The sequence below is a fragment of the Citrobacter sp. Cy070 genome (genome assembly GCF_030332245.1).
Taxonomy (GTDB): Bacteria; Pseudomonadota; Gammaproteobacteria; order Enterobacterales; family Enterobacteriaceae; genus Citrobacter; species Citrobacter youngae.
On record NZ_JAOWIG010000091.1, the window covers coordinates 509,510 to 527,358 of the forward strand.

A 17,849-nucleotide genomic window follows, 5' to 3' on the forward strand; every position below is an offset into this window, starting at 1 on the left:
TCGGGCGTTAAAACAATCAGCGACTACGGAAGACAATGCGGCCTTTGCTCAGGTCGTACGGGGTTAGTTCAACAGTCACTTTGTCGCCCGTCAGGATGCGGATATAGTTTTTACGCATTTTACCGGAGATGTGTGCAGTAACCACGTGACCGTTTTCTAACTCTACGCGGAACATGGTATTAGGTAACGTATCGAGAACGGTACCCTGCATTTCAATATTGTCTTCTTTGGCCATCTAATCCTCTGGGGTATCACTACCGTAATTTGAACCGGCAAGATAATGCCGAAGTTCTTTTAATAAGTAAAGATTTGTGCGTTTAAAACGCAGCAAATCGGGTTTGGCGCATTACTCTAACCGCACACAACAAAGCCGCACTAAAAGCGCAACGTGTAAGGGAACGATGAGATAAACGATAGGCGTTGCCTGACGCGAACTGTTCCTTAACGGCGGCGGGGTAATGGGCTAAACCGACTCTGCGGCACCAATTATAACACCCCGACAAAAAATGTGCCGAAAACATTCACTCCTGAGGCGAAAATAACGTCCTGGGCACCCAGAAGTGGCTCGGTAGGCGCTGCTGGCGTAGCCTGCTTAAATGTTCAAGGTAGTCCCTGCGCGGAGTCTCAATGGCTCCCAGCGACGCGGTATGGGTATTTAACACCTGACAATCAATTAGTTTTCCGCCCTGACGGATAAATTCAGCGCAAAAAACAAGCAGTGCGGTTTTGGAGGCATTTTCCTGGCGACTGAACATCGATTCACCGCAGAAAAGAGTACCTTGCGCAACGCCGTACATCCCGCCGACTAATTCATTTTGCCGCCATACTTCAATAGAGTGCGCATGTCCAAGTTCATGCAGCCGATGATAGGCATCCACGACATCATGCGTTATCCAGGTGCCTTCTTCCCGGTCGTTTGCACATCCTTCAATGACCTGACCAAACGCGTAATTGAGCGTCACGCGATAAGGCGAATTTTTATGAAAGCGCTTCATGCTGCGACTTATGTGAAATTTATCAGGCCAGAGAATGGCGCGTGGGTCGGGCGACCACCAGAGGATAGGGTCGCCAGGAGAAAACCACGGGAAAATACCGCGCTGGTAGGCCATTAGCAGGCGGGCAGGGCTGAGATCGCCCCCCAGAGCCAACAAACCGTTAGGCTCGCGTAAAGCGCCTTCCGGTGAGGGGAAGGCGATAGAATGGCGGGACAGTTGCACCAGGCGCATGACAGCAAAACTCCACTACGCGAGTTGGATCGTTCAATAATAGCTTACAGACGTTGCTTAAACTGGTAATAACGCCCCTGCCTGGCTAACAGATCTGCGTGATTACCTTGCTCAATTATGCGTCCGTTGTCCATCACTATTATTTGATTAAATCGCGACAGTCCGCGCAGGCGATGTGTGACCATAAGTACGGTTTTATTGCGCATCACATCGTTAATCAATTCAAGCATTTGGCTTTCCGTTGTCGCATCCAGACCTTCAGTAGGTTCATCCAGAAGCATCAGCGGCGCATCGTGCAGCAAAGCTCGCGCGATAGCCAAACGGCGTAGCTCTCCGCCTGAAAGCTGACGACCGCCTTCACCCAGCCAGGCATTGAGACCATCACCTTCAAGTAGTTTTTCCAGACCGACACGACACAGCATCCCGGATAACGCTTCATCGCTGGCGTGTGGCGCAGCCAGCAGCAGGTTATCGCGCAATGTCGCACTGAACAGATGCACTCGCTGTGGTACGACGCTGATGCATTGGCGCAATGCGGCTTCGTTCAGCGTTGAAATCGGACGATCGTTAATCAGGATTTCGCCGTGTTGTGGATCCCATGCACGGGTCAATAATTGCAGTAACGTTGATTTCCCACAGCCTGTCCGACCCAGAATCGCAATGTGTTCACCAGGTTTAGCGAGCAAAGAAAGGGTGTCCAGAGCTTTTTGTGTTTGCCCTGGATAGCTGAAAGACACCTCACGCAATGTCAGAGTAATCTGTTGCGAAACGGTAGCTTCCGTATCCGGGAAGGTGACTTCTGGTTGTTGTTCTGTCAGTTCGGTAATACGTAGTGCTGAAGCAATCACCTGGCCGAGATGCTGAAATGCGCCGGTAACAGGGGCCAGCGCTTCGAAAGCAGCCAGCGCGCAGAACACAAACAACGCTATCAGTGCGCCTGGTTGAGTGTTTCCGCCTACGCCACCTGAAGCCATCCATAACATCATCACCACAGCCAGAGCGCCAATCAGCAGCATGACAGCCTGAGATAAGGCCGTTAATTCGGACTGACGACGCTGGGCTTCATGCCATTGCAGCTCGGTGGCTTCCATTTGAGCGCGGTAGCGTTCACTGGCGCCAAAAATGGTCAGCTCAGCCTGACCCTGTAACCAGGAGGTCAACTGCTGGCGATATTGCCCGCGCAGATGCGTCAGGTTCTGCCCGGTGCTTTTACCCGCCTGGTAAAACAACGGAGGCAAGATAAACAGAGTCAGCAGCATAATACCGCCAAGGGTGATGGCGAGCGTGAGATCGAGAACGCTCAACCCTAGCGTGACTACTACAATAACGACAAACGCGCCAACCAGCGGGGAGATCACGCGTAAATAGAGATGATCGAGCGTGTCGACATCCGCCACAACGCGGTTGAGCAGTTCGCCCTGGCCGTATCGGGCGAGCCCGGCAGGGGAAAGCGGCAGCAATTTGCTGAAGGTGTAAATACGCAGATGCTGCAATACACGAAACGTCGCATCGTGACTGACCAGTCGTTCGAAATAACGACCTGCGGTTCGGGTAATTGCCGCCCCGCGAACGCCAGCCGCCGGAAGCATGTAGTTAAAACTGTAAATCCCGGTGACACCGACAACGGCGGAAGCAGACAGGAACCAGCCTGAAAGCGTCAGTAAACCAATGCTTGCCAATAATGTAACGATCGCCAGAACGATCCCCAGTGTTAACATCCATTTATGACGTTTATACAGCGTCAGATAGGGTAGCAAAGCGCGCATTTAGATGTCCTCCTGACGGTGAGCCAGTAATGTCGCAAAAGCCCCGCTGGCTGCGCTAAGTTGCGCGTAGGTACCTTGTTCGACAATCTGACCGTCTTGCATGACCCAGATAGCGTCCCAGTCGGCAAGATCTTCCAACTGGTGCGTAACCATCAGCGTGGTCTGGCGGCGCGATGCCGCATGCAACGCCTGCATCACACGTTGTTCGCTGTGAGCATCAAGACTGGCTGCGGGTTCGTCGAGCAGCAGTAACTGACACGGGTTGAGTAAGGCACGGGCAACGGCAACACGCTGCGCTTGCCCGACAGAAAGTCGGCCTGCCTGGTCGCCCACAGGGGTATCCACACCCTGAGGAAGCAGCGGTAAAAACTCACTGACCCAGGCGCTATCAAGCGCGGCCTGTAGCTGTTCTTCGCTGGCATCAGGGCATGCCAGCAGCACATTTTCGCGCAATGTAGCAGCCGGAAGCTGCGGGTTTTGCCCGACCCATGAGAGTTGTTTACGCCAGGCATCAGGCGACAAGTCACGAAGTTCAAAGCCATTAATACGCAATGAGCCCTGATACGAGAGAAAACCGGACAGGACATTCAGCAACGAGCTCTTACCGGAACCACTACGCCCAACCAGCACCGCGCGCTGGCCTGCGGGTAGGGAGAAGTTAAGCGGACCAGCCAGGACTTTGCCTTCGGGTGAGGTGATGATCAGATCTTCGGCTTCAATTGAAACCTCGTCTTTGGTTGCCAGCTCAATATCGCCACGCTCAGGATGCGCGAGCGGGGTTTCCATGAATGTTTTCAGGCTGTCGGCAGCGCCTACCGCTTGCGCCTTGGCATGGTAAAACGTCCCCAGATCGCGCAGCGGCTGGAAAAATTCCGGTGCCAGAATCAGCGCCAGGAAACCTGCCGCCAGCGTGACGCCGGTTCCGTAGTGGCCGAAATCAAGCTCGCCGAGATAAGAAAAACCGAAGTACACGGCTACCAGGGCAATAGAGAGCGAAGTGAAAAACTCCAGCACGCCCGAAGACAGGAATGCCAGGCGAAGCACTTCCATCGTGCGCTGACGGAAATCCTGCGATGCAGCCCGGATGCTTTCCGTCTCCGCTTCGCCGCGACCAAAAATTCTCAGTGTTTCCATGCCGCGCAAGCGATCGAGGAAATGACCGCTGAGTCGGGCAAGTGCCTGAAAGTTACGCCGGTTGGCATCGGCAGCGCCCATACCGACCATTGCCATAAACAGAGGGATCAGTGGTGCGGTTCCCAGCAGGATAAGGGCTGCAACCCAGTTTGACGGGAAAACGGCAGCCACAATCAATAGCGGGACGCATACCGCAAGCGCCATTTGCGGCAAATAACGCGCATAGTAGTCATGCATATCGTCAATCTGTTCCAGAATCAGCGTGGCCCAGCTTCCGGCAGGCTTCCCCTGTATCCATGCTGGCCCCGCCTGTTGCAGACGGTCCAGAACCTGGCGACGAATCTCAAAACGAATATGTTGACCCGCGTGAAACCCTATTCGCTCACGTAACCAGACAACCCACGCCCGCAGGATAAAAATCAAGACCAGCACGACGAAAGGGAACAGCAGCGCTTCACGGGGAATATTTTCCATGATCATGTGTTGCAGAATCCGAGCCATGAGCCAGGCCTGAGCGACAATTAACAGGCCACTCACGAACCCCAACAGGCGTGAAATATTCAGCCAGCGTTGAGAAATGACACTTTGCTGTTTTAACCAGCGGGTAAGCTCTTTTTGACGGGTTTTATTCATTGCACGCTTAGCAGGTGAGTTATTGGAATTTTTGGGCAGGACAATGTTACAACGGGGCAAAAATAAAGGCGACTTATAGTCGCCTTTTTTACTTTTGTTACTGATTTGTAAAACTATTTGCAGGCGTCCGCCAGACCGTCGAGATAACGTTCAGCGTCAAGGGCGGCCATACAACCTGTGCCAGCTGAGGTAATCGCCTGACGATAAATATGGTCCATCACGTCACCGGCAGCGAACACACCAGGAATGCTGGTTTGTGTCGCATTGCCGTGAATACCGGACTGAACTTTGATATAGCCGTTTTCCAGTTCAAGTTGACCATCGAAAATAGCCGTGTTCGGGCTGTGGCCGATGGCGACAAACAATCCGGCGACGTCGAGAGATTCAACGTTGTCAGTATTTTGCGTATCGCGCAGACGCAATCCGGTTACACCCATTTGATCGCCAGTCACTTCTTCCAGTGTGCGATGCGTGTGCAGCACGATGTTGCCGTTTTCAACTTTATCCATCAAACGTTTGATGAGGATTTTCTCAGCACGGAAACTGTCGCGGCGGTGAATCAAGTGAACTTCGGAGGCGATATTCGCCAGGTACAACGCTTCTTCCACAGCGGTGTTGCCGCCGCCGATCACCGCAACTTTTTGGTTACGATAGAAGAAACCGTCGCAGGTTGCGCAGGCGGAGACGCCGCGGCCTTTAAAGGCTTCTTCTGAAGGTAAGCCCAGATAGCGTGCTGAAGCACCAGTGGCGATGATCAGTGCGTCACAGGTGTACTCGCCACTGTCTCCGGTGAGACGGAAAGGGCGGTTTTGCAGATCTACCTTGCTGATGTGATCGAAGATGATCTCCGTTTCAAATTTCGTTGCGTGCTCGTGCATGCGCTCCATCAGCAGCGGGCCAGTGAGATCGTTTGGATCGCCAGGCCAGTTCTCCACTTCTGTTGTCGTGGTCAACTGACCACCTTTTTCCATACCGGTAATCAGCACCGGCTGCAGGTTTGCACGCGCAGCGTAGACGGCGGCGGTATAGCCCGCAGGGCCTGAACCCAGAATAAGAAGTTTACTGTGTTTGGTCGTGCCCATGAGATCCCCATAGTTGTTGGTAGGCAATGGGCAGGATTGTAGGGAATTTGCAGTCGTAAAAAAAGAGTATGGCGATTTTGTTAACAATATGTGTAATAGCGGAAACCGATGATGGGCAAAATTGAGGGTAATGCGCCTCTCTAATTTATTCGAGTTGGGGGCCCGCGTGAAGCCAACGCACAGGTGACGTGAACTATGACGGAGATATAATGATTTCTACTTAAAATCGGTCAGTTATAAGGTGATAAAATGACGATTTTCCATCACTCCCAATGAATAACTGGCATGTTGTACTAAAAATCGATGTTTTGCTTTGACAATCACCTGCTGTTTTGCGAAAACATTCAAGGAAGAAAAAAACTGTGTCATGTATATGCTGCATAATCATGCATGTAGATACCATGTTTACCGGGTTAGTGAAATCTACGCATGGTGTGGACAGATGCCATTCGTGATGTCGATAGCCGCCGACAGGCAACGGTCTTCTCACCATAAACCCAGGCATTGCGCACCGTAAATCCCTCTGGGTTGCGGTTTATTGTGATGGGTAGCGACTCTGAACAGTGATGTTAATAGAGTCAGGCAGGAGTAGGGAAGGAATACAGAGAGACAATAATAATGGTAGATAGTAAGAAGCGCCCTGGCAAAGATCTCGACCGTATCGATCGTAACATTCTTAATGAGCTGCAAAAGGATGGGCGTATTTCTAACGTCGAGCTTTCAAAACGAGTGGGACTTTCTCCAACGCCCTGCCTTGAGCGTGTGCGTCGGTTGGAAAGACAGGGTTTTATTCAGGGCTATACAGCGCTGTTAAACCCGCATTATCTGGATGCATCACTTCTGGTTTTTGTTGAGATTACTCTGAATCGTGGCGCCCCGGATGTGTTTGAGCAATTTAACTCTGCAGTACAAAAACTTGAAGAAATTCAAGAGTGTCATTTGGTTTCCGGTGATTTCGACTATCTGCTGAAAACACGCGTACCGGATATGTCGGCATACCGTAAGCTGCTGGGGGAAACCCTGCTGCGTCTGCCTGGCGTGAATGACACACGTACTTACGTGGTAATGGAAGAAGTCAAACAGAGCAATCGTCTGGTAATTAAGACGCGCTAACACGGAACAGGTGCAAAATCGACGCAGTTTGATTACACTCCTGTTAATCCATACAGCAACAGTGCCGGGGTAACCCGGTGCTGTTGTCCGTTTTAGCATCGGGCAGGAAAAGCCTGAAACCTGGAGAGCCGTTTTTGAGCCAGGAATACACTGAAGACAAAGACGTCACATTGACGAAGTTAAGCAGCGGGCGCCGACTTCTGGAAGCGTTGCTGATTCTTATTGCCCTTTTTGCCGTCTGGTTGATGGCAGCATTACTCAGCTTTAACCCTTCGGACCCCAGTTGGTCGCAAACCGCATGGCACGAGCCTATCCATAATCTGGGCGGAATACCCGGAGCATGGCTGGCGGATACGCTGTTCTTCATTTTTGGTGTCATGGCTTACACTATCCCCGTGATAATCGTCGGTGGCTGCTGGTTTGCCTGGCGACATCAGGCCAGCGACGAATACGTCGATTACTTCGCCGTATCGCTGCGTATTATTGGCGTTCTGGCGCTGATCCTCACCTCTTGCGGGCTTGCCGCAATCAATGCCGATGACATCTGGTATTTTGCCTCTGGCGGCGTTATTGGCAGCCTGCTCAGTACTACGCTGCAACCCCTGCTGCACAGCAGTGGCGGTACGCTTGCGTTGTTATGTATCTGGGCCGCGGGTTTAACGCTGTTTACTGGCTGGTCATGGGTGAGCATTGCCGAAAAACTGGGTGGCTGGTTACTGAATATTCTGACATTTGCCAGCAATCGTACTCGTCGCGATGATACCTGGGTCGATGACGAAGAATATGAAGATGATGAAGAGTCGGTCGACGCCGTTGATGGCACCCCACATGAATCTCGACGGGCACGTATTCTGCGCGGAGCGTTAGCGCGCCGTAAACGGCTGGCAGAGAAGTTCACCAATCCACTTGGGCGTCACACTGATGCCGCGCTGTTCTCCGGCAAGCGCATGGATGATGAAGACGAAATTGAATACAGCGCGCGTGGCGTTGTAGCCGATCCTGACGATGTGTTGTTCTCAGGCAATCGTGCCACATTGCCTGAATACGATGAATTCGACCCGCTATTAAACGGCCATTCAGTGACTGAGCCGGTCACCGCGGCGGCGGCCGCCACTGCCACTGCGACAACTCAGGTCTGGAGTGCGCCAGTCGACCCGCTGTTGCAACCTGCGTCAGTACCGGGAACCGTTTTAGAGCAACCCACTCCTGCTGTGGCATGGCAATCCGCACCGGCTCCGCAAACCGGTGAAGCGGTTATCGCGCCAGCGCCGGAAGGTTACCCACAGCCCGTTCAGTACGCGCAGCCGCCGGTTCAGCCTTATGAACCCTGGCAGCAACCTGCCCCGGTTGAACCGCAGATGCCATATTCTGTACCGCCAGTTGCCGAAGCTGGCTATGAACAGCCGACGATGCCGCAACCGGCAATGCCGTGGCAAGCACCTGAGCCAGTGGTGGAGCCCGCCTGGCAACCAGAACCGGTTTACCAGCAGAGTGCGCCGCTTGAACCGCAGCCTGTCTATCATCAAGACACCGTGCAGCAACAACCCGTGGTTCATCAGCAGCCCGTGGTGGAACAGCCGCCGGTTGCCGAGCCTGAGCCTGTCGTTGAAGAGGTGAAGCCAGCACGTCCACCGCTCTACTATTTTGAAGAAGTGGAAGAAAAGCGCGCGCGTGAGCGTGAGCAGCTAGCTGCCTGGTATCAGCCGATTCCAGAACCCGTGCAAGAGCCTGAGCGGGTGAAACCCGCTGCACCGTCTATGCCAACAGCATCCATACCTCCCGTTGAGTCTGTTGCTGCCGTTGCGCCGCTGGCCGCAGGCGTAAAAAGTGCCGCTTTGGGAGCGGGAGCCGCTGCCGCAGCGCCTGTCTTTAGCCTTGCGGGTAGCGGTGCGCCGCGTCCGCAGGTGAAAGAGGGAATTGGCCCTCAACTGCCGCGCCCTAATCGTGTGCGTGTCCCGACACGCCGTGAGTTGGCTTCATATGGCATTAAGTTGCCGTCACAACGTATGGCGGAAGAGAAAGCGCGCGAAGAGCAGCTTGATTCGGACGCGCAATACAGTGACGATGAAATTGATGCAATGCAGCAGGATGAGCTGGCGCGTCAGTTTGCCCAGTCGCAGCAGCACCGCTATGGCGAAGAGTATCAGGATGATACCAATCACACTGATGATGAAGATTCAGCCGCAGAAGCGGAACTGGCGCGTCAGTTCGCTTCTTCCCAACAGCAACGTTATTCCGGCGCACAGCCTGCCGGGGCGAATCCATTCTCGCTTGATGATTTTGAATTCTCACCAATGAAAGCGTTAGTGGATGAGGGGCCGCATGAGCCGCTGTTTACCCCCAGCGTGATGCCGGAACCGCCACAGTATCAACAGCCTGTCGCACCGCAGCAGCATTACCAGCAGCCGCCGCAGCCTGTTGCACCGCAGCAGCATTATCAGCAGCCGCCGCAGCCTGTCGCACCGCAGCAGCATTATCAGCAGCCGCCGCAGCCTGTCGCACCGCAGCAGCACTATCAGCAGCCGCCACAGCCTGTCACACCGCCGCCGCAGGAAAGCCTGATCCATCCGTTATTGATGCGTAATGGCGACAGCCGCCCTGTACAGCGTCCGACGACACTGCTGCCATCGCTGGATCTGCTCACCCCACCACCGGCGGAAGTTGAGCCAATAGATACATTCGCGCTGGAGCAAATGGCGCGTCTGGTGGAAGCGCGTCTGGCTGATTTCCGTATTAAAGCCGATGTGGTGAACTACTCGCCCGGACCGGTGATTACCCGTTTTGAGCTAAATCTGGCACCGGGTGTTAAAGCTGCGCGTATTTCTAACCTTTCCCGAGATCTGGCGCGCTCGCTATCAACCGCAGCAGTTCGTGTCGTGGAGGTTATTCCAGGTAAACCGTATGTCGGACTGGAGTTACCGAACAAAAAACGCCAGACCGTCTATCTGCGTGAAGTACTGGATAACGCGAAATTCCGTGATAATCCGTCACCGCTTACTGTCGTTCTCGGCAAGGACATTGCTGGTGAACCTGTGACTGCCGATTTGGCCAAGATGCCGCATCTGTTGGTGGCAGGTACCACGGGGTCGGGTAAATCTGTTGGGGTCAACGCCATGATCCTCAGCATGCTCTACAAGGCGCAGCCGGAAGATGTTCGCTTTATCATGATCGACCCGAAAATGCTCGAGCTGTCGGTTTATGAAGGTATCCCGCATCTGCTGACTGAAGTCGTTACGGATATGAAAGACGCAGCCAATGCCTTGCGCTGGAGCGTTAATGAAATGGAACGCCGCTATAAGCTGATGTCAGCGCTGGGAGTGCGTAACCTTGCGGGCTACAACGAGAAGATTGCGGAAGCAGATCGTATGGGACGTCCAATCCCGGATCCGTACTGGAAACCAGGCGATAGCATGGATGTCACCCATCCGGTGCTGAAAAAAGAGCCGTATATTGTGGTTCTGGTCGATGAATTTGCTGACCTGATGATGACTGTCGGTAAAAAAGTGGAAGAACTGATTGCCCGTCTGGCGCAAAAAGCGCGTGCGGCAGGTATCCACCTGGTGCTGGCAACCCAGCGTCCGTCGGTTGACGTTATCACTGGGCTTATCAAAGCAAATATCCCGACGCGTATAGCGTTTACTGTGTCGAGTAAGATTGACTCTCGTACCATTCTTGATCAGGGGGGGGCTGAATCCCTGCTAGGCATGGGTGATATGCTCTATTCTGCGCCAAACTCAACGATTCCAGTGCGTGTACATGGTGCTTTTGTGCGCGATGAGGAAGTTCACGCGGTCGTGCAGGACTGGAAAGCGCGTGGTCGTCCACAGTACGTGGAAGGCATCACCTCAGACACCGAGAGTGAAGGTGGTGGTGGTGGTTTTGACGGTGGGGAAGAGCTGGATCCGCTGTTCGATCAGGCGGTGAATTTTGTTACCCAGAAGCGCAAAGCCTCCATCTCAGGCGTCCAGCGCCAGTTCCGCATTGGCTATAACCGTGCGGCGCGCATCATTGAACAGATGGAAGCGCAGGGAATTGTCAGTGAGCAGGGACATAATGGCAATCGTGAAGTGCTGGCTCCACCGCCCTTTGATTGATTGCAAAGTTAAGTAATTCAGTATTTTCTACTTTCCTCATGCTGATTTTTGGCCTGAAATGGATAGCAGAAGGAGCTCCCCGTTGGGAGTGACGTATTTTGAGGAATAACGATGAAAAGAATCGCAATCACCTGTGCATTACTGTCGAGCTTTGTGGTGAGCAGCGTTTGGGCTGACGCCGCAAGCGACCTGAAAAGCCGTCTGGATAAAGTCAGCAGCTTCCACGCCAGTTTTACCCAGAAGGTAACGGATGGTAGCGGCGCAGCGGTGCAGGAAGGCCAGGGTGATTTATGGGTTAAACGTCCGAATCTGTTTAACTGGCATATGACACAGCCTGACGAAAGCATCCTGGTTTCCGATGGGAAAACGCTGTGGTTCTTTAACCCGTTTGTTGAACAGGCGACGGCGACCTGGCTGAAAGACGCCACGGGCAATACGCCGTTCATGCTGATCGCGCGTAACCAGGCCAGCGACTGGCAGCAGTACAACATTAAGCAAAACGGCGATGATTTCGTGCTGACACCTAAAACCAGCAGCGGTAACCTGAAGCAGTTTACGATCAATGTTGGGCGTGACGGGACGATCCACCAGTTTAGCGCCGTTGAACAAGACGATCAGCGCAGCAGCTATCAGCTGAAATCTCAGCAGAATGGTGCGATCGAACCTTCCAAATTCACCTTTACCCCGCCGCAAGGTGTAACGGTTGACGATCAACGTAAGTAGAGGCGTGTGAGTGAGCAATCTGTCGCTCGACTTTTCTGATAATACTTTTCAGCCACTGGCCGCGCGTATGCGGCCAGAAAATTTAGCGCAGTATATCGGCCAGCAGCATCTGCTGGCTGCGGGCAAACCTTTGCCACGTGCTATTGAGGCCGGGCACCTGCACTCCATGATTTTATGGGGGCCGCCGGGGACGGGCAAAACCACGCTTGCCGAAGTGATTGCCCGTTACGCCAACGCCGATGTTGAACGTATTTCGGCGGTTACGTCTGGTGTAAAAGAAATTCGTGAAGCGATTGAGCGTGCGCGTCAGAACCGTAACGCTGGCCGGCGTACGATCCTGTTTGTGGACGAAGTTCACCGTTTTAATAAAAGCCAACAGGATGCGTTTTTACCGCATATTGAAGACGGTACCATCACGTTTATTGGCGCGACCACTGAAAACCCCTCGTTTGAGCTGAACTCGGCGCTGCTGTCACGCGCACGCGTTTACTTACTGAAATCATTAACCACCGACGATATTGAACAGGTGCTGGACCAGGCGATGTCAGACAAAGCGCGGGGTTACGGCGGCCAGGATATCGTACTGCCGCCGGAGACGCGTCGGGCGATTGCCGAACTGGTTAATGGTGATGCGCGCCGGGCGCTGAATACGTTGGAAATGATGGCCGATATGGCCGAAGTTGATGATTCCGGCAAGCGCGTATTGAAAGCAGAGTTGCTCACTGAAATTGCTGGTGAACGCAGCGCGCGTTTCGATAATAAAGGCGATCGTTTTTACGATCTCATCTCCGCATTACACAAGTCAGTTCGCGGAAGCGCTCCGGATGCGGCGCTTTATTGGTATGCGCGTATCATCACCGCTGGCGGCGATCCGCTGTACGTTGCCCGTCGTTGTCTGGCGATTGCCTCTGAAGATGTAGGCAATGCCGATCCTCGCGCCATGCAGGTGGCGATTTCCGCATGGGATTGCTTTACCCGCGTGGGGCCAGCGGAAGGTGAACGCGCGATTGCTCAGGCGATTGTTTATCTGGCCTGTGCGCCGAAGAGTAATGCGGTTTACACCGCCTTTAAAGCCGCGCTGGCTGATGCCCGGGAACGTCCGGATTACGACGTGCCTGTCCACCTGCGTAATGCGCCGACGAAGCTGATGAAAGAGATGGGCTACGGTCAGGAATATCGTTACGCTCATGATGAGCCAAATGCCTATGCTGCCGGAGAAGAGTACTTCCCGCAGGAAATGGCGCAAACGCGCTATTATCACCCGACAAACAGAGGTCTTGAAGGCAAGATTGGCGAAAAGCTCGCCTGGCTCGCCGGACAGGATCAAAATAGCCCTATAAAACGCTACCGTTAGTGTTATCGTTGCGGTAATGTTGTCGATGTATCCCTGTGACCGCAGGCTGTGGTCACTTTCTCCTATTTTAATTCGATAAGCACAGGATAAGCATGCTCGATCCCAATCTGCTGCGTAATGAGCCAGACGCAGTCGCAGAAAAACTGGCAAGCCGGGGCTTTAAGCTGGATGTAGATAAGCTGCGCGCTCTTGAAGAGCGTCGTAAAGTTCTGCAGGTACAAACTGAAAACCTGCAGGCAGAGCGTAACTCTCGATCGAAATCCATCGGCCAGGCAAAAGCGCGCGGGGAAGATATCGAGTCTTTACGTCTGGAAGTGAACAAACTGGGCGAAGAGCTGGATGCCGCGAAAGCTGAACTTGATACCTTACAGGCCGAGATCCGCGATATTGCGCTGACCATTCCTAACCTGCCAGCGGACGAAGTTCCGGTGGGTAAAGATGAAAATGACAACGTTGAAGTCAGCCGCTGGGGTACACCGCGCGAGTTCGATTTCGAAGTGCGCGATCACGTTACCTTGGGTGAAATGCACACGGGTCTTGATTTCGCCGCTGCGGTTAAACTGACCGGCTCTCGTTTTGTTGTCATGAAAGGGCAGATCGCGCGTATGCACCGTGCGCTGTCTCAGTTTATGCTGGATCTGCACACTGAGCAGCATGGTTACAGCGAAAACTACGTCCCGTATCTGGTTAACCATGACACGCTGTACGGCACTGGCCAACTGCCGAAATTTGCTGGTGACTTGTTCCATACGCGTCCGCTGGATGAAGAAGCTGACAGCAGCAACTATGCGCTGATCCCAACGGCGGAAGTGCCGCTGACCAACCTGGTACGCGACGAAATCATCGACGAAGATGCGCTGCCGATCAAAATGACTGCGCATACGCCGTGCTTCCGTTCCGAAGCGGGTTCTTACGGTCGTGACACTCGTGGTCTGATCCGTATGCACCAGTTCGATAAAGTCGAGATGGTGCAGATTGTTCGTCCGGAAGATTCGATGGACGCGCTGGAAGAGATGACCGGCCATGCTGAGAAGGTCCTGCAACTGCTGGGGCTGCCGTATCGCAAGATCATCCTGTGCACAGGCGACATGGGCTTCGGCGCATGCAAAACCTACGATCTGGAAGTGTGGATCCCTGCACAGAATACCTATCGTGAAATTTCCTCCTGCTCCAATGTGTGGGATTTCCAGGCTCGTCGCATGCAGGCGCGTTGTCGTAGCAAATCTGACAAGAAAACACGTTTAGTGCATACACTGAACGGCTCTGGTCTGGCAGTGGGACGTACGCTGGTTGCCGTTATGGAAAACTACCAGCAAGCTGATGGCCGTATTCAGGTACCGGAAGTATTACGTCCGTACATGAATGGCCTGGAATTCATCGGTTAAGTCATTTTTCCTTGCTAAAAAAGCGCCTCAGGGCGCTTTTTTTACGCCCGTTTGATGCCGGACAATAACCCTTACTCCATTAGTGGTAATACTGCCTTCGAATGAAAGTCAGTATTTATCTCTGTCTTTGCATAAATTCGATATATAACGGTCTGTATAACGATAGTATCGATATATAAACGACTATACAACGAACATTCCCTTTTTGTTTATTGTGAGCAGCAGAGTGAGCCACTATGAAAACTAAGATCCCCGATGCCGTACTGGCAGCTGAGGTTAGTCGCCGCGGTCTGGTGAAAACGACGGCGATAGGCGGACTGGCGGTGGCCAGTAGCGCGTTTACCCTGCCATTTACCCGTATCGCAAATGCCGCAGAAGCCCTCAATCCAACACAGATTAATGAGAAAGTGATCTGGAGCGCGTGTACGGTGAACTGTGGTAGCCGCTGTCCGCTGCGTATGCATGTGGTAGACGGTGAAATAAAGTATGTCGAAACCGACAACACCGGTGATGACAACTATGACGGTCTGCACCAGGTACGCGCCTGTCTGCGTGGGCGCTCTATGCGCCGTCGCGTCTATAATCCCGATCGTCTGAAATACCCAATGAAGCGTGTCGGCAAACGCGGCGAAGGTAAATTTGAGCGCATCAGTTGGGATGAAGCCTACGATATCATCGCCAGCAATATGCAGCGTCTGATTAAAGACTACGGTAACGAGTCTATCTATCTGAACTACGGTACCGGCACGCTGGGCGGCACGATGACGCGCTCATGGCCGCCGGGTAAAACGCTGGTGGCACGTTTAATGAACTGTTGCGGCGGTTACCTGAACCACTATGGGGATTATTCTTCTGCGCAAATCGCGGCAGGACTGAACTATACCTATGGCGGATGGGCTGACGGTAACAGCCCGTCTGACATTGAAAACAGTAAGCTCGTTGTCCTGTTTGGTAATAACCCAGGCGAAACTCGTATGAGCGGTGGTGGGGTGACCTACTACCTTGAACAGGCGCGGCAGAAATCTAATGCCCGCATGATCATAATCGATCCCCGCTACACGGATACCGGTGCGGGTCGTGAAGATGAATGGATTCCCATTCGACCGGGTACAGATGCAGCGCTGGTTAACGGTATTGCCTATGTACTGATCAGCGAGAATATGGTTGATCAACCGTTCCTCGATAAGTACTGCGTGGGCTATGACGAAAAAACTCTCCCGGCGGGAGCGCCGAAGAACGGTCATTATAAGGCGTATATTCTCGGTCAGGGTAAAGACGGTATCGCGAAGACCCCGGAATGGGCCGCGCAGATAACCGGTATTCCTGCTGATCGAATTGTTAAGTTGGCGCGTGAAATTGGTAGCGCGAAACCCGCCTACATTAGCCAGGGTTGGGGGCCGCAGCGTCACGCCAACGGTGAGATTGCGACCCGTGCCATTTCGATGTTGGCCATTCTGACCGGCAACGTTGGTATTAACGGCGGCAACAGCGGTGCACGTGAGGGATCATACGATTTACCGTTTGAGCGTATGCCAACGCTGGAAAACCCCGTCGAAACCAGTATCTCAATGTTTATGTGGACGGATGCGATTGAGCGTGGTCCGGAAATGACAGCGCTGCGCGACGGTGTTCGTGGTAAGGATAAGCTCGATGTTCCGATTAAGATGATCTGGAACTATGCCGGTAACTGCTTGATTAACCAGCACTCTGATATCAACCGCACGCATGAAATCCTGCAGGATGATAAGAAGTGTGAAATGATCGTCGTTATTGATTGTCATATGACCTCCTCGGCGAAATATGCCGATATTCTGCTGCCGGACTGTACGGCCTCTGAGCAGATGGACTTCGCGCTGGATGCATCTTGCGGGAATATGTCCTACGTGATTTTCACCGATCAGGCGATCAAACCACGCTTTGAATGCAAGACTATCTACCAAATGACCAGCGAGCTGGCGAAACGCCTTGGCGTCGAGCAACAGTTCACGGAAGGCCGTACTCAGGAAGAGTGGATGCGTCATCTGTATGAACAGTCGCGCAAGGCTATACCGGAACTGCCGACATTTGAAGAGTTCCGTAAGCAGGGCATCTTTAAGCAGCGTGATCCTGAAGGACATCACGTGGCGTATAAAGCATTTCGTGAGGACCCCAAAGCCAATCCGCTTACCACGCCATCAGGTAAGATTGAAATTTATTCTCAAGCGCTGGCAGAAATCGCTGCAACCTGGGAACTGCCGGAAGGCGATGTGATCGATCCATTACCGATTTATACACCGGGCTTTGAAAGCTTAAACGATCCACTGGTGGAAAAATTCCCTCTGCAATTAACGGGCTTCCATTATAAATCTCGCGTCCACTCGACCTATGGCAACGTTGACGTTCTGAAAGCGTCCTGTCGCCAGGAAATGTGGATTAATCCGATGGATGCACAACGACGTGGTATTAACAACGGTGACAAGGTACGTATCTTTAACAACCGTGGCGAAGTGCATATTGAGGCTAAAGTTACCCCACGTATGATGCCTGGCGTTGTAGCGCTGGGTGAGGGCGCCTGGTATGACCCGGATGTGAAACGTGTGGATCAGGGCGGTTGTATTAACGTGCTGACGACCCAGCGACCTTCTCCTCTCGCTAAGGGGAACCCATCACATACGAACCTTGTTCAGGTTGAAAAGGTGTAAGGAGTAACCGATGACAACCCAGTATGGATTTTTTATTGATTCCAGCCGTTGCACCGGTTGCAAAACTTGCGAACTGGCCTGCAAAGACTTCAAAAATTTAACGCCGGACGTCAGTTTCCGCCGTATTTACGAATACGCCGGACGTCAGTTTCCGCCGTATTTACGAATACGCCGGCGGTGACTGGCAGGAAGATAACGGTGTCTGGCACCAGAACGTTTTCGCCTACTACCTCTCCATTGCGTGCAACCACTGTGAAGACCCGGCCTGTACCAAGGTGTGTCCAAGCGGCGCGATGCACAAACGTGAAGATGGTTTTGTGGTCGTGGATGAAGATGTGTGCATTGGCTGTCGCTATTGCCACATGGCCTGCCCGTATGGCGCGCCGCAATACAATGCCGCCAAAGGACACATGACCAAGTGCGATGGCTGTCATGAACGCGTTGCTGAGGGTAAGAAACCCATCTGTGTCGAATCCTGCCCGCTGCGTGCGCTGGACTTCGGCCCGATAGAGGAACTGCGTAAAAAACACGGCACCCTGGCCGCGGTAGCGCCGCTCCCTGGTGCGCACTTTACCAAACCGAGCATCGTCATCAAACCAAATGCCAATAGCCGCCCGACCGGGGATACCACGGGTTATCTGGCTAATCCGAAGGAGGT

General features: G+C 53.1%; 11 protein-coding genes and 1 pseudogene. 7 read left to right on the forward strand and 5 right to left on the reverse strand.

Going from position 1 to position 17,849, the window contains the following annotated elements:
- Nucleotides 1-16: 16 nt before the first annotated feature.
- The 5 genes from infA to trxB all read right to left on the reverse strand — a co-directional run bounded on the left by infA (nucleotide 17) and on the right by trxB (nucleotide 5,841).
- Entirely contained in the window at nucleotides 17-235 is a 219-nt protein-coding gene (gene infA / locus OGY19_RS24315) for a translation initiation factor IF-1 (RefSeq protein WP_002211347.1), read from the reverse strand.
- Between the two features lie 286 nt (nucleotides 236-521).
- Nucleotides 522-1,226: a leucyl/phenylalanyl-tRNA--protein transferase gene (aat, locus tag OGY19_RS24330; protein ID WP_048212150.1), complete on the reverse strand. Its 705-nt coding sequence runs from the start codon at nucleotides 1,224-1,226 to the stop codon at nucleotides 522-524.
- Nucleotides 1,227-1,270: 44 nt separating this feature from the next.
- Complete coding sequence (cydC, locus tag OGY19_RS24335) at nucleotides 1,271-2,992, reverse strand: heme ABC transporter ATP-binding protein/permease CydC (RefSeq protein ID WP_115602312.1); 1,722 nt, start codon at nucleotides 2,990-2,992, stop codon at nucleotides 1,271-1,273.
- A complete protein-coding gene (gene cydD, locus OGY19_RS24340; protein WP_115602311.1) occupies nucleotides 2,993-4,759 on the reverse strand; it encodes a heme ABC transporter permease/ATP-binding protein CydD in 1,767 nt (588 codons plus the stop codon).
- Nucleotides 4,760-4,872: 113 nt separating this feature from the next.
- Complete coding sequence (gene trxB / locus OGY19_RS24345; protein WP_005123580.1) at nucleotides 4,873-5,841, reverse strand: thioredoxin-disulfide reductase; 969 nt, start codon at nucleotides 5,839-5,841, stop codon at nucleotides 4,873-4,875.
- 618 nt (nucleotides 5,842-6,459) lie between these two features.
- On the opposite strand from trxB, the gene lrp reads away from it, so the two are divergent.
- The 7 genes and pseudogenes from lrp to OGY19_RS24380 form a co-directional block, all read left to right on the forward strand.
- On the forward strand, nucleotides 6,460-6,954 hold the full coding sequence (gene lrp, locus OGY19_RS24350; RefSeq protein WP_002439523.1) for a leucine-responsive transcriptional regulator Lrp: 495 nt from the start codon (nucleotides 6,460-6,462) through the stop codon (nucleotides 6,952-6,954).
- A gap of 134 nt (nucleotides 6,955-7,088) precedes the next feature.
- Complete coding sequence (ftsK, locus tag OGY19_RS24355; protein WP_115602310.1) at nucleotides 7,089-11,048, forward strand: DNA translocase FtsK; 3,960 nt, start codon at nucleotides 7,089-7,091, stop codon at nucleotides 11,046-11,048.
- Between the two features lie 111 nt (nucleotides 11,049-11,159).
- Complete coding sequence (gene lolA, locus OGY19_RS24360; RefSeq protein WP_003831898.1) at nucleotides 11,160-11,771, forward strand: outer membrane lipoprotein periplasmic chaperone LolA; 612 nt, start codon at nucleotides 11,160-11,162, stop codon at nucleotides 11,769-11,771.
- 10 nt (nucleotides 11,772-11,781) lie between these two features.
- Complete coding sequence (rarA, locus tag OGY19_RS24365) at nucleotides 11,782-13,125, forward strand: replication-associated recombination protein RarA (RefSeq protein WP_048212145.1); 1,344 nt, start codon at nucleotides 11,782-11,784, stop codon at nucleotides 13,123-13,125.
- A gap of 92 nt (nucleotides 13,126-13,217) precedes the next feature.
- Nucleotides 13,218-14,510 (forward strand): serine--tRNA ligase, encoded by a 1,293-nt coding sequence (serS, locus tag OGY19_RS24370; protein WP_003836908.1) that lies wholly within the window; start codon nucleotides 13,218-13,220, stop codon nucleotides 14,508-14,510.
- A gap of 236 nt (nucleotides 14,511-14,746) precedes the next feature.
- Nucleotides 14,747-17,191, forward strand: coding sequence for a dimethylsulfoxide reductase subunit A (dmsA, locus tag OGY19_RS24375; RefSeq protein ID WP_115602309.1), 2,445 nt, complete (start codon nucleotides 14,747-14,749; stop codon nucleotides 17,189-17,191).
- A 10-nt stretch (nucleotides 17,192-17,201) separates the two neighbouring features.
- A pseudogene (locus tag OGY19_RS24380) lies at nucleotides 17,202-17,849 on the forward strand (DMSO/selenate family reductase complex B subunit); the annotation flags it as partial.

Coding starts and splice junctions, on each gene's coding strand:
- trxB (WP_005123580.1), bottom strand. CDS start 5,841: ATGGGCACGACCAAACACAGTAAACTTCTTATTCTGGGTTCAGGCCCT.
- cydD (WP_115602311.1), bottom strand. CDS start 4,759: ATGAATAAAACCCGTCAAAAAGAGCTTACCCGCTGGTTAAAACAGCAA.
- dmsA (WP_115602309.1), top strand. CDS start 14,747: ATGAAAACTAAGATCCCCGATGCCGTACTGGCAGCTGAGGTTAGTCGC.
- cydC (WP_115602312.1), bottom strand. CDS start 2,992: ATGCGCGCTTTGCTACCCTATCTGACGCTGTATAAACGTCATAAATGG.
- serS (WP_003836908.1), top strand. CDS start 13,218: ATGCTCGATCCCAATCTGCTGCGTAATGAGCCAGACGCAGTCGCAGAA.
- lolA (WP_003831898.1), top strand. CDS start 11,160: ATGAAAAGAATCGCAATCACCTGTGCATTACTGTCGAGCTTTGTGGTG.
- infA (WP_002211347.1), bottom strand. CDS start 235: ATGGCCAAAGAAGACAATATTGAAATGCAGGGTACCGTTCTCGATACG.
- lrp (WP_002439523.1), top strand. CDS start 6,460: ATGGTAGATAGTAAGAAGCGCCCTGGCAAAGATCTCGACCGTATCGAT.
- aat (WP_048212150.1), bottom strand. CDS start 1,226: ATGCGCCTGGTGCAACTGTCCCGCCATTCTATCGCCTTCCCCTCACCG.